Annotated in this window: 14 protein-coding genes; 4 read left to right on the forward strand and 10 right to left on the reverse strand. The window is 65.9% G+C overall.

The genetic code is table 11. The features are described 5' to 3' along the window. Positions 1-42: 42 nt before the first annotated feature. A complete protein-coding gene (locus AC1ZV1_RS22130; RefSeq protein WP_484293636.1) occupies positions 43-948 on the reverse strand; it encodes a DMT family transporter in 906 nt (301 codons plus the stop codon). A gap of 85 nt (positions 949-1,033) precedes the next feature. Beyond that, entirely contained in the window at positions 1,034-1,531 is a 498-nt protein-coding gene (locus AC1ZV1_RS22135) for a GNAT family N-acetyltransferase (protein WP_484293637.1), read from the reverse strand. Positions 1,532-1,709: 178 nt separating this feature from the next. On the opposite strand from AC1ZV1_RS22135, the gene aceK reads away from it, so the two are divergent. Next, positions 1,710-3,446: a bifunctional isocitrate dehydrogenase kinase/phosphatase gene (gene aceK, locus AC1ZV1_RS22140; protein ID WP_484293638.1), complete on the forward strand. Its 1,737-nt coding sequence runs from the start codon at positions 1,710-1,712 to the stop codon at positions 3,444-3,446. A gap of 121 nt (positions 3,447-3,567) precedes the next feature. On the opposite strand, the gene AC1ZV1_RS22145 is transcribed toward aceK, so the two are convergent. From AC1ZV1_RS22145 to AC1ZV1_RS22160, 4 genes are all read right to left on the reverse strand, one after another. Beyond that, positions 3,568-4,092, reverse strand: a complete 525-nt coding sequence (locus AC1ZV1_RS22145) for a DUF2937 family protein (RefSeq protein WP_484293639.1) — start codon at positions 4,090-4,092, stop codon at positions 3,568-3,570. 90 nt (positions 4,093-4,182) lie between these two features. After that, positions 4,183-4,956: a class II glutamine amidotransferase gene (locus AC1ZV1_RS22150; protein WP_484293640.1), complete on the reverse strand. Its 774-nt coding sequence runs from the start codon at positions 4,954-4,956 to the stop codon at positions 4,183-4,185. A gap of 3 nt (positions 4,957-4,959) precedes the next feature. Continuing rightward, positions 4,960-5,406, reverse strand: a complete 447-nt coding sequence (locus tag AC1ZV1_RS22155) for an HIT family protein (RefSeq protein ID WP_484293641.1) — start codon at positions 5,404-5,406, stop codon at positions 4,960-4,962. Positions 5,407-5,471: 65 nt separating this feature from the next. Next, positions 5,472-5,942, reverse strand: coding sequence for an MFS transporter (locus AC1ZV1_RS22160; RefSeq protein WP_484293642.1), 471 nt, complete (start codon positions 5,940-5,942; stop codon positions 5,472-5,474). Between the two features lie 104 nt (positions 5,943-6,046). Between AC1ZV1_RS22160 and AC1ZV1_RS22165 the strand changes: the two genes are divergently transcribed. After that, positions 6,047-8,107 carry a S9 family peptidase gene (locus tag AC1ZV1_RS22165; protein WP_484293643.1) on the forward strand — a complete coding sequence of 687 codons (2,061 nt, stop codon included), beginning with the start codon at positions 6,047-6,049 and terminating at the stop codon, positions 8,105-8,107. After that, a complete protein-coding gene (locus AC1ZV1_RS22170; protein ID WP_484293644.1) occupies positions 8,107-8,448 on the forward strand; it encodes a CPCC family cysteine-rich protein in 342 nt (113 codons plus the stop codon). Before AC1ZV1_RS22165 ends, AC1ZV1_RS22170 begins: the two co-directional genes overlap by 1 nt. A gap of 7 nt (positions 8,449-8,455) precedes the next feature. Here the strand turns inward: AC1ZV1_RS22170 and AC1ZV1_RS22175 are convergent, their stop codons facing one another. Both AC1ZV1_RS22175 and AC1ZV1_RS22180 read right to left on the reverse strand, forming a co-directional pair. Continuing rightward, positions 8,456-9,085, reverse strand: a complete 630-nt coding sequence (locus AC1ZV1_RS22175) for a LysE family translocator (RefSeq protein ID WP_484293645.1) — start codon at positions 9,083-9,085, stop codon at positions 8,456-8,458. 60 nt (positions 9,086-9,145) lie between these two features. Next, positions 9,146-9,595: a YcgN family cysteine cluster protein gene (locus AC1ZV1_RS22180; protein ID WP_484293646.1), complete on the reverse strand. Its 450-nt coding sequence runs from the start codon at positions 9,593-9,595 to the stop codon at positions 9,146-9,148. Positions 9,596-9,852: 257 nt separating this feature from the next. On the opposite strand from AC1ZV1_RS22180, the gene AC1ZV1_RS22185 reads away from it, so the two are divergent. Continuing rightward, a complete protein-coding gene (locus AC1ZV1_RS22185; RefSeq protein ID WP_484293647.1) occupies positions 9,853-10,446 on the forward strand; it encodes a nitroreductase family protein in 594 nt (197 codons plus the stop codon). 148 nt (positions 10,447-10,594) lie between these two features. On the opposite strand, the gene AC1ZV1_RS22190 is transcribed toward AC1ZV1_RS22185, so the two are convergent. Together AC1ZV1_RS22190 and AC1ZV1_RS22195 are read right to left on the reverse strand one after the other, a co-directional pair. After that, on the reverse strand, positions 10,595-11,527 hold the full coding sequence (locus tag AC1ZV1_RS22190) for a D-2-hydroxyacid dehydrogenase (protein ID WP_484293648.1): 933 nt from the start codon (positions 11,525-11,527) through the stop codon (positions 10,595-10,597). 249 nt (positions 11,528-11,776) lie between these two features. Beyond that, positions 11,777-12,070, reverse strand: a complete 294-nt coding sequence (locus tag AC1ZV1_RS22195) for a YcgL domain-containing protein (protein ID WP_484293649.1) — start codon at positions 12,068-12,070, stop codon at positions 11,777-11,779. Positions 12,071-12,086 lie beyond the last annotated feature (16 nt).

Raw genomic sequence — 12,086 nt, forward strand, 5'->3', positions numbered from 1 at the left:
CTGACGCACGCAGGCGAGGATCGCTCCTCGCCTGCGCTTCTCTCAGTTCGCCGCTTCCACCTTCGGCTGCGGCGCCGGGCGCAGCACCAGCCACAACGCCAGGGCGATCAGCACGCCGCCCTGCAGGTGCGCCCAGGACAGCGACTCATCCAGCAACAACACACCCCAGAACACGCCGAACGGCGGAATCAGGAAGGTCACCGTCATGGTCTTCAGCGGGCCGATGCTGGCCAGCAGGCGGAAGTACAGGACGTACGCAAAGGACGTACAGAGGAAGCCCAGTCCGGCCAGCGCCAGCAGAATCTTCGGTTCGGCCAGCGGCGCCAACGGCATGTTCAAGCTGGTACCGAGGAAAAACGGCAGCAGGCAGAGGGTCGCACCGGTCTGGCTGCCCAGCGCCGAGACGGCGAAATCCAGCCCGCCCTGGTCGTTGATCCAGCGCTGGGTGAAATAGCCGGCAAAGCCGTAGCAGGTTGTCGCCACCAGGCAGGCCCCGGCGCCCCAGAGCACCTGCGCATCGAAGGGCACGGGCCCGGCGCGGGTCAGCACTGCGACGCCCGCCAACCCCAGCAGCACGCCGAGAGCCTTGCCGCCGGTGAGCGCCTCGCCGAAGAACAGCGAACCGATCAGCACGCCCATCAGCGGCGTGGTGGCGTTGAAGATCGCCGAGTACCCCGCCGGCAGAAACTGCGCCGCCAGGCTGTACATCAGCACCGGGATGCCGGAGGCAATCACGCCGATCAGCAGGATGCGCGCGAGCTTGCCGCGAAAATCCCAGCGCGTGCGCAGGAGCAGCATGATCACCACCAACCCCAGCGCCGACAGCACGACACGGAAGAACGCCGTCGGCATCACGCCGATGGCCGGCACCAGTTGGCGCATGAACAGGAAGCTGGCGCCCCAGATGGCGGCCAGCCCGAACATATTAAGCAGAGCAGCGGGATTCATCGCGAAACGCTCCAGCGCAGGTAAGCCGCCAGCCTACGCCGACGGTGAACACCATCCATCCATAGCTGACTTTCAAAGTCCATCGTCAGGAGCGGCGCAGGCGCGCCATGCTCAGCACGTCGGCGTAGACCCCGTCGCGCAGGGCGAACTCGCGCAGCGTTCCCTCCACGTCGAAACCGAACTTGCGGTACAACGCGATGGCCGGTGCATTGTCGGTGTAGACGGTCAGTTCGACGCGGCGCAGGCCCATCCAGTTGTCCGCCACCTCCATCAACTCGGCCAGCAGCCGCGTACCGACACCGCGCCCCTGCCAGGCCACGGCGACACCCATGCCGATGCTGCCGCATTGGCTGCGGCGCACGCGCGGGTACTGTTCCAGGCTGGCGCTGCCGATCACGTCTCCCTGATGCATCGCCATCAGGGTGATCCGGCGCTCGTCGTCCAGCACCAGACGCTTGCGCCACAGATCCGGTGCCTGGAACGGCATCTGCAGGACCTGACGGGCGACCGCCGGATCGTTGTAGAGGGCTGCAAGACCATGGATGTGCTGCTCGGTGCAGCGCTCGATGCGAAAGTCGTCCATTGCGTACCGGCTCCTTGCCGAAGAGTCTGTTTCCTGTGCGCGTCGTCCACGCGCTCGGTCGACCAGCATACGCGTTAGATTCGTCGGAAATCTGCACGACCCTCCGGCGAAATCAGTCTTTCCCTGACCGTTGCCCATGGCTAAGCTCGCTGCACCAGCACTCAGCAGAGGCGTTCCCATGGCTCAGCACTGGCCGGCAACCGAGATCGCGACCCTGATCCTCGAAGGCTTCGACGACTACCGCGCGAAGTTCCACCAGATCACCGCCGGGGCGCCTGCGCGCTTCGAACAGGCACAGTGGCAGGAAGCCCAGCGCGCTTCCGCCGAGCGCATCGACCTGTACGAGGAAATGGTCGCCGCGACGGTGGGCCGTCTGACCCGCACCATGGTCGGCATCGACCTGGTCGACGTGGAGCGCTGGCCCATCGCCAAGAGCGCCTACATCACCCTGATCGACCCACGGCTGGACGACGAGCTGGCGGAAACCTGGTTCAACTCGATCTTCTGCGGCCTGTTCAGCCACGACAACATCAGCGACGGCACGATGTTCGTGCACACCACCCGCCCATCGCTGCGCGCTCACTCCCGCGACCCGCACACCCGCATCTACCGCCCCGGCGGCAAGCTGCGCGAAGCGCTGGAGAACATCTTCGACGACTACCGATTCACGGTGGACTACGACGACCGCGAGCGCGACCTGGCGCGCATGGACAGCCTGCTGCACGCCAACCTGCCGGACTGGGTGTGCAAGGATCCGACCCTGACCATCGAACTGATCGGCTCGGTGTTCTACCGCAACAAGGGCGCCTACCTGGTCGGCCGCCTGTTCACCCCGGACGAACAATGGCCGCTGGTGTTCCCGCTGGTGCACCACGAAGGGCGCGGCATCCAGTTCGACACGGTGATCACCGACGAGGCGGAAGTCTCGATCATCTTCTCCTTCACCCGCTCGTACTTCATGGTCGACGCGCCGGTGCCGGCGGAGATGGTCGCCTTCCTCAAGCGCCTGCTGCCGGGCAAGCACATCGCCGAGCTGTACACGTCCATCGGCTTCTACAAGCAAGGCAAGAGCGAGTTCTACCGTGCGCTGATCAACCACCTGGCGACCACCGATGACCGCTTCGTCATGGCCCCCGGGGTGCGCGGCATGGTCATGAGCGTGTTCACGCTGCCGGGCTTCAACACCGTGTTCAAGATCATCAAGGACAACTTCAACCCGGCCAAGACCGTCGACCACGCCACGGTGATCCAGAAGTACCAGTTGGTGAAGAACCACGACCGCGTCGGGCGCCTGGCCGACACCCAGCAGTTCGCCGACTTCCGCTTCCCGGTGCGCAAGTTCGACCCGGACTGCCTCGCCGAGTTGCTGGACGTCGCGCCCTCCACCGTAGTGCTCGAAGGCGACGTGGTACTGATCCGCCACTGCTGGACCGAGCGCCGCATGACCCCGCTGAACATCTACCTCGAACACGCCACGCAGGCGCAGGTAGACGAGGCACTGAAGGACTACGGGCTGGCGATCAAGCAACTGGCCGCAGCGAACATCTTCCCCGGCGACATGCTGTTGAAGAACTTCGGTGTCACCCGCCACGGCCGCGTGGTGTTCTACGACTACGACGAGATCTGCTACCTGACCGAGGTGAATTTCCGCCACATCCCGCCGGCGCGCTACGAGGAGGACGAAATGTCCTCCGAGCCCTGGTACTCGGTGGGGCCGATGGACGTGTTCCCGGAGGAGTTCCCGCGCTTCCTGTTCGTCGACCTGAAGCTGCGCCGGCAATTCGCCAAGCTGCACGGCAACCTGTTCGACGCGGACTACTGGAAAAGCCTGCAGGAGCAGATCCGTGCAGGGAAAGTCATCGACGTCTTCCCCTACCGCCGCCACGAGTCACCCGAGGAGGCGCTGGCGCACTGAGCCAGGCAGGACGAGGCCAGCAGGGAGACTCTGACGCAGGAGCGGCCGTTGCCGGAAAAATCCCCTGCGGAGGAAGCCGCGCCTAACGGAGGCCCCGAGGCGCGCGCCTACAGGTTGATACTCAGTTCCAGTGCCGCCGCGAAGCGCGACGGTTATCCCCCAACCCCACCAGCGCCGCCACCGAAGCCATCAGCACCTCGGCAATCCATGCCAGCACCAGGCCGCCGGCCAGCGCCCAGCCGATGGCCTCGGGCTCCAGCACCACCTGGTAGCGGTAGTTCTCGTAGGTTTCCTGCAGCAACTCATGGTTCGGCGCCGTCACCATGTGCAGCGCGCGCTGGTACCAGTTGCCCTGCAGGGCCTGCCATTCGCTCTCGAACAGCCGGGCGCGGCGAATCAGGCGCTCGATGTTATCGGCATCCCGCTGGAACACCGGGTCGGGGCTGCCGCGGTAGTGCGCCACCAGTGCATTCAGGTCGCCCTGGAAGAACTGTCCGGACGTGTCCTTGAAGCCCTGCAACGCCTGGGTCGCCTCGAGGCGGTGGGCATCGACGCGTTGTGCGTAATCCTTGATGAAGCCCGGCACCTGGACCGCGACCATCAGGCCCAGTGCGAACAACACCATGCGTACATAGCTGCGCAGCATTCTCTCCCCCTCTCGTTCTTATGGTCTGCTAGGCGACGCGGGATTCTCCCGTTTGCCGCGCCGGCATTCCGGGAATGCTTCACGTCCCGTTCAGATGCGGCCCTGGGTGACGATCTCGCCGCGCCACCAGAGCATCCATTCGCCGCCCTGCATCAGGGTCCAGTTCTCGTTGTCGGTCAGCGGCTCCGTGGCAATCACGGTGACCACGTCGTTGGGCGTGGTTTCCGACTGGAAGTCCACGGTCACATCGGCATCACGCAGGCGCGCCGGGCCGAACGGCGCCCGGCGGGTGATCCAGGCCAGCTTGGTGCTGCAGAAGGTGAACAACCAGTCGCCATCGCTGAGCAGGCAGTTGAACACACCCTTCTCGCGGTAGGAGGCACAGGCGTTGACCAGCGTCGGCAGCAGCACCTCCACCGGAACCGGTTCGGGGAAAGCACGGCGCACGCGATTGAGCAGGTCGCAGAAGGCCGCCTCGCTGTCCGTGTCCCCCACTGCGCGGTACATGCCGGGCTCGGGATGGAAGTCGGCGAGTTGGCCGTTGTGGGCGAAGGTCCAGTAGCGTCCACCCATTTCCCGCACGAAGGGGTGGGTGTTGGACAGGCAGACCTTGCCGACGTTGGCCTGGCGAATGTGGCCGATCACCGCTTCGCTCTTGATCGGATAGCGCTGCACCAGCCGCGCGACTTCCGAATCGACGCTCGCGGACGGGTCCTGGAACAGCCGCACGCCACGCCCTTCATAGAAGGCGATGCCCCAGCCGTCGCGGTGCGGGCCGGTACCGCCGCCGCGCTGCATCAGCCCGGTGAAACTGAAGACGATGTCCGTCGGGACGTTGGCGCTCATGCCGAGCAACTCGCACATGAATCAGTTCTCCTCCATCAGTGCCTCGCGCAGCTGATGCAGCTCGCGTTCCAGGCGATTCTGCATCCTTTTCCGCCCCAGCGGCAGGAACCGCGTGAGCGCGCGCAGCAGCAGGGCCGGCAGATCGTTCAACTCACGCGGGATAAGGTGCAGATGAAAATGTGCTACGTGCTGGTTGGCCGCGGGGCCGTCATTGACCAGCAGGTTGATGCCGATCCGCCCGTAGCCGGCGCGGCGCAAGACGCGCTGCATGCGCTCGGCCAGCGGGATCAGGTCCTGCTGCGCCGCTTCCGGCAGCTGGTGCAGGAAGGTCGCGTGCTCGCGGGCCACCAGCAGCAGGTGCGCGGGGCGCAGCGGATAGATGTCCAGCAGCACGATGAAATGGTCGTCTTCGTAGAGGGTACGGGCCGGCACGCGACCGGCCGCGATGGCGCAGAACACGCAGTCCATGGGAACTCCTCGAAAGGCCGTTCAGTTCATGCTGGACGCGTGCGGGGCAGGACGCAAGGCGCGAACTACAGGCGCGGCTCGATCCGCGCGCGGTTGTCACGCCGCTCACTCGGGTGGGAGTCCACACCCTCGACCAACTCAGGCTGCATCAATTGGCGCAAGGTTGGCTCGTCGTCGGCTTCCTTGTCCTGGCGACGCTTCTTCAGCGAACGCTCCAGCGGCCAGCGGATCAGCACGAACAGCAGGTACACGCCGAATGCGGCGAGCAGCACCAGGGCGAGGTCGGAGACGGCGCGCCAGGCGTTGTTGCCGACCTTGAACACCACATCCAGCGCGGTGATGGCGATCGCCGGGGCGTACATATTGTTCGCCGGGTCCACCGGGGTCGGGGTGAACAGCAGGACGATAACGATCACCCGCAGGGGTTCGCGCAGCCAGCGCCACATCCAGCCGGTCATCAGGAACCAGACCAGGGTCAGGCCAAGGCCGGCGGCAATATAGGCGCCCCAGGCAAGCGTGTAATCGTGTTCGTTCATGCGCGTGCGTACGTGCGGTGTCGACAGAGGGGTGCGTATGATAGCTGCTTTTCCCCATGGGTGCGCAGCCGGGCGTCATCCATGCCGCCACCCGAGGAATCGCCATGACCGACCGTCAGCCCCCCATCGCCCGCCGCGAGGCCGCCGCCGATCCCTATGCCTGGCTGGAAAACCGCGACGCCGCGGACGTCCTCGACTACCTGAAGGCGGAAAACGCCTACCTGGAAGATCAGCTTCTTCCTCAGACGAAGCTCCGCGAGACGCTGTTCCAGGAGATCAAGGGCCGCATCCGCGAGACCGATCTCTCGCTCCCAACGCCCTGGGGCCCCTGGCTCTATTACCAGCGCACCACCGCCGGCGACGAATACCCGCGCCACTACCGCGCGCCGCGTCCGGCAGACGGTTCGCTGACCGTCGACGAAAGCGCCGAGGAGCTGCTGCTGGACCCGAATGCCCTCGCCGGGGAAGACTTCCTGTCGGTCGGCGCCTTCAGCATCAGTCCCGATCACTCGAAACTGGCCTACAGCCTGGATACCAGCGGCGACGAGATCTACACGCTGTACGTGAAGGAACTGGCTGACGGCAGCGTCACTGCCCTGCCCTTCGAAGATTGCGATGGCAGCCTGACCTGGGCCAACGACAACCGCACGCTGTTCTTCGGCGAGCTCGACGACACCCACCGTCCGCACAAGCTCTACCGCCATCGCCTGGGCGAAAGCGGCGCACAGCTGGTTTTCGAAGAACCCGACGGGCGTTTCTTCCTCAACTGCTACCGCGCCAGCTCCGAGCGCCAGCTGGTGCTGTTGCTGAACAGCAAGACCACCAGCGAAGCCTGGGTACTGGACGCCAATACGCCCGAGGGTGAATTCGCCTGCCTGTCACCGCGCGAGGAAGGCCACGAGTACTACCCGGACCACGGCCGTCTGAATGGCGACTGGGCCTGGCTGATCCGCAGCAACCAGACCGGGATCAACTTCGCGCTGTACCACGCCGGCGAATCGCAGCCGAGCCGTAACCACTGGCAGGAACTGCTGGCACATCGCGACGACGTGATGCTCGAAGGCCTGACCCTGAGCGCCAGCGCCCTGACCCTGAGCCTGCGCGAAGGCGGCCTGCCGATCATCGAGGTTCACCCGCACGACCAGCCGGCGCACCGCGTCGACCTGCCGGATGCCGCCTACAACCTCTACGTGCAGGACAGCCTGGAATTCGACAGCACGGTGATTCGCCTGCGCTACGAAGCCCTCAACCGCCCGGCGCAGATCCGTCAGCTCGACCTCGCCAGCGGTGAGCAGACGGTACTCAAGCAGACCCCGGTGGAAGGCCCGTTCGATGCCGACGCCTACGAAAGCCGCCGCCTCTGGGCCGACGCCGCCGACGGCATGCAAGTGCCGATCAGCCTGGTAGGCCGCCGCGACGTGCTGGAAGACATCGCGCGCGGCCAGCCGGCGCCGCTCTACCTCTACGGTTACGGAGCCTACGGCGAGAGCCTCGACCCCTGGTTCTCCCACGCCCGCCTGAGCCTGCTGGAGCGCGGCTTTGTCTTCGCCATCGCCCATGTGCGCGGCGGCGGCGAACTGGGTGAAGCCTGGTACCGTGCCGGCAAGCTCGAGCACAAGCAGAACACCTTCAGCGACTTCATCGCCTGTGCCGAGCACCTGCTGGACCACGGCTACAGCACCCCGGCGCAGTTGGCGATCAGCGGCGGCAGCGCCGGCGGCCTGCTGATCGGTGCGGTGCTTAACCAGCGCCCGCAGCTGTTCGCCGCGGCCATCGCCGAAGTGCCCTTCGTCGACGTGCTCAACAGCATGCTGAACCCCGACCTGCCGCTGACCGTCACCGAGTACGACGAGTGGGGCAACCCGCAGGAGCCGGAGGTCTACGCGCGCATCCGCGCCTACGCGCCGTACGAGAACGTCAGTGCCCAGGACTACCCTGCCCTGCTGGTGGTGGCCGGCTACAACGACAGCCGCGTGCAGTACTGGGAAGCCGCCAAGTGGGTGGCCAAGCTGCGCGTCAGCAAGACCGACGAACACCTGCTGCTGCTCAAGACCGACCTGGGCGCCGGCCATGGCGGCATGAGCGGCCGCTACCAGGGCCTGAAGGACGTGGCGCTGGAGTACGCCTTCCTGTTCAAGGTGCTGGGCATCGAAGGCAACCGCTGATGCTCTACACCTGCCCCTGCTGCGGCTACTTCAGTTTCGGCGACCCTCCGGGGTCGTACGAAATCTGCGAGATCTGTTTCTGGGAAGACGATCACCTGCAGCTCTGCTTCCCCGACGCGCGCGGCGGCGCCAACACCGTGAGCCTGATCGAGGCGCAGGTCAACGTCGTGCAATGGGGCGCCTGCGAGCGGCGCTTCCGCGCCAAGGTGCGCCCGGCGACCATCGACGACGTGAAGGACGACCGCTGGTTTCCGCTCTGGGAGAAGCGCGTGGAACTGCCGGACGAAGAAGCACCGCTGAGCGGCGAGGAAGCCTGCTACTGGTTGCGCACGCCGACCTGAGCCCCTCTCAGCGTCGGCTGCTGACAGTCAGGCCGATGCCCATCGCGACAATCAGCCCGCCCGATGCCGTCTGCTGCCAGCGGCGCCAGGTCGGGTTGCTGCCCACGCGGTTGCCGACGCGCCCGGCCACCACCGACACCACGGCATTCACCAGGCAGCCACCGAGATTGAACAGCAGGCCGAGGCAGAGGATCTGCAGCACGAAGTTCGGGCTGCCAGCGGGTACGAACTGAGGCAGGAAGGCGAGGAAGAACAGCGCCACCTTGGGGTTGAACACGTTGACCATCATGCCCTGCAGGAATACCCGGCTCAGGCGCGCTGGCTCAAGCTCGGTGCGTTTCTGCTCGCGCCAGGCGCCACGGATCAGCTGTACGCCAAGCCAGACCAGATACATCGCACCCAGCCACTTGAGCACGCCAAAGGCCACGCTGGACATCATCAGCAGCGCCGACAGGCCGAACGCCGCCGCCAGCATGTGCACCACGCAGCCGGCGCCGATCCCGAGGGTCGACATCAGGCCTGCCGCCGTACCCTGTGCGGCCGAACGCGAGGCGACGTAGAGCATGTCCGGGCCAGGCGTGAGGTTGAGTGCGAGGGTGGCGATGAAGAACAGGCTGAGGCTTTCGAGGCTGGGCATGGCGCGGCTCCGGGGCGGAAGACGCGCAGCATGCCACGGGCGGCGCTGCCGGCGGAAGGATCAGCCGGCGCGGAAGATCAGGTGCTCTTCCCAGTCGTCCTCGGCCACCGAGTTCTCGCTGAGCATGCGGCCCGACTGCGAGATACGCTCGTGGTGCACCGCGTCCGGGTCACCGCAGACCAGGTGGTGCCACAACGGCAGGTCCTTGCCCTCGGCCACCAGGCGGTAGCCGCAGGTCGGCGGCAGCCACTGGAACTCGTCGGCCTGGGCCGGGGTGAGCTGGATGCAGTCGGGCACGCTGGCGCGGCGATTGGCGTAGTCGGTGCAGCGGCAGGTCTTCATGTCCAGCAGCTTGCAGGCGATGCGCGTGTAGTAGACAGCGCCGTCGTCCTCGTCTTCCAGCTTCTGCAGGCAGCACAGACCGCAGCCGTCGCACAGCGACTCCCACTCGTCCTGATCGAGCTGGTCGAGGGTCTTGCGTTTCCAGAAGGGTTCGACTTTGGCGGCCATTTTTAGGTCAGGGGCTATTTCACGGGGCGCAAAGTCTAAGCCCGCTGCGCGCTCAGGCCAAGCGCAGGCGACCATTGACCGCGCAACGCTTGCCAGAGCGGTCCGCGCTGGTTAGTTTGACCGACCCACGGGCCCGGTCCGCCGCCTTGTGCCGCAGGACCCGCCAGCCGCTCCAGCAGCCGCGCCGCCCGTTCCCACCGCGATGCCCGGCCGACCACGGCACCATCGGCAGATTCCACGCCCTTCAAGGAGCCACCATGAGCGCCAACCCGCGCGTTTCCGAGCACCCCATCGACCCGCAGTTCATCAATCGCTGGTCGCCCCGCGCCTTCAGCGGCGAAGCCATTCCCCAGGAGACCCTGCTGAGCTTCATCGAGGCCGCGCGCTGGGCGCCGTCCTCCTTCAACTCGCAGCCCTGGCGCTTCCTCTTCGCCCTGCGCGACACGCCGAACTGGCAGCGCTACCTGAACCTGCTGGGCGAGTTCAACCGCGGCTGGGCGCAGCACGCCTCGGCGCTGGTGGTGGTGCTGTCCAAGACCACCTTCGCTCCGCCCGGTTCCAGCGAGGAAAAGCCCGCGCTGTGGCACAGTTTCGACACAGGTTCGGCCTGGGGCTTCCTGGCTCTGCAGGCGAGCCTGGCGGGCTGGCACACCCACGGCATGGCTGGCTTCGACCGCGAGCTGGCGCGCACCGAACTGAAGGTCCCGGCGGACCATGAGATCCATGCGGTGATCGCCATCGGCAAGCTGGGTGACAAGTCGATCCTGTCCGAGAGCCTGCAAGCCCGCGAAGTGCCGAACGCCCGCCGTCCGCTGGCGGAGATCGTGGCCGAGGGCGATTTCTCGCTCTGACTGCCCTGTAGGAGCGGGCCATGCCGACGATCGCTCGCTTGGCGGCTCCTGCAAGCGGACTTCGGAGCGTCCTGGTTCGCGAGCATGCTCGCCTCTGCGAAAAGCCAAAAAAAGGCCCCGGATGGGGCCTTTTTCATGTCCGCAGCGGTCAGTAACCGCGGGAGAAATCCACCTCGCCGCGCATGGCCTGGCCAGCCCAGAAGCGCGTGAGGTTGTCGCGGAACAGGTCGATCAGCAGGCTCGGCAGCGTCGGCGCAGCCGTGTGACCGGTCAGCAGCAGGCGCGGCGTATGCCAGAACGGGTGCGAGGTCGGCAGCGGCTCCTGGCGGCAGACGTCGATCACCGCGCCAGCCAGTTGGTTGGCTTCCAGCGCCGCGACCAGGTCCGCGTCGACCACTGATGTGCCGCGTCCGGCATTGAGGAACAGCGCGGTGGGTTTCATCCGCTGGAACAGCGCGAGGTTATAGATATCCGCGGTGTCCGGCGTATCGGGCAGCAGGTTGATCACATAATCGGCGGTCTCGGCCAGACGCGGCAGGTCGTCCAGCCCACCCATGCGGCCGAAGGGCACCAGTGCCCGCGGGTTCTTCGCCACGCCGACCAGTTCGACGCCAAAGGGCGCCAGCATGTGCGCCACGGCCTGGCCGATCTCGCCAGTACCGACAATGAGGATCTGCCGACCACTGAGGCTGCCCGGCGCGCGGTCGTCCCACTGCACGCCGACCTGACTGGCCAGGCGGCCGAGGAACTGGCGTTCGTGAGCGAGCATGTAGGTGAGCAGGTACTCGGTCATGACCTGGCCGAAGATGCCGACGGCGCGGGTCAGGGCGTAGTCCTTGGGCAGGTCGTCGGCCAGCAGCGGGGTGATGCCCGCCCAGCTCGACTGTATCCACACCGGGTGCACGCCCTGGCGCAGCAGTTGCGCGGCCAGGATCGGCTCGCCGAGCCACACCGGGCATTCCGCCGCCGCTTCGACGAGCGCGTCGGGATCGTTGCCGGAGATAACCGTCAACCGGGGTTCGGCCGCCATCAGCAGGGCGGCGTAGAGAGCGTGTTCGCGATCGAGTACGAGCAGGCGCATGGTCAGGCCTTTCGCTTCGAACGGTGGAGCATTTCCGGCTGGTGCATCTGGACTCGCTTCAAGGGAGCTTCCCTGGGGCTATCGTCGTCAGTTCTTGGGAAGTCAGGCGGCTATAGACACAGCCAGAGACCAAGCGTTCCGCTCCGTTGAACCCGATTTCTCCGCGCATAATGCGCCCAGGCCGCGTATTTGCACAGTGCCAGCACCGAGCCGATACACGGCCTGAAGGGAGTGACGCGCCAGTCCGGATCAGACTGGATCGTTGCGACGCAGCAATTCCTCGGGCAAGTGCTCGATGTAGTCCTCTTCCGCCGGCGGCATCTGCAGGTGGAAACCTTGTTTCTCGATGTTTTCCATTACCACATTGATGTCTTCGCGGGCCAACTGGCGCTCGGGGCTCAGGACCAGGTCGAAGGTGTGCTTGGGCGCGCCGAACACGGCGAGCAGCGCCTCGGGAACGCGACTCAGGGCTTCGCGCTTGTCGACGTACAGGTACATCTCGTTCTTGCGCGGACTCTTGTAGATGGAGCAGATGCGTTTCATGTCGGTGCTTTCCGCA

The organism is Pseudomonas sp. BB438, from assembly GCF_057180225.1.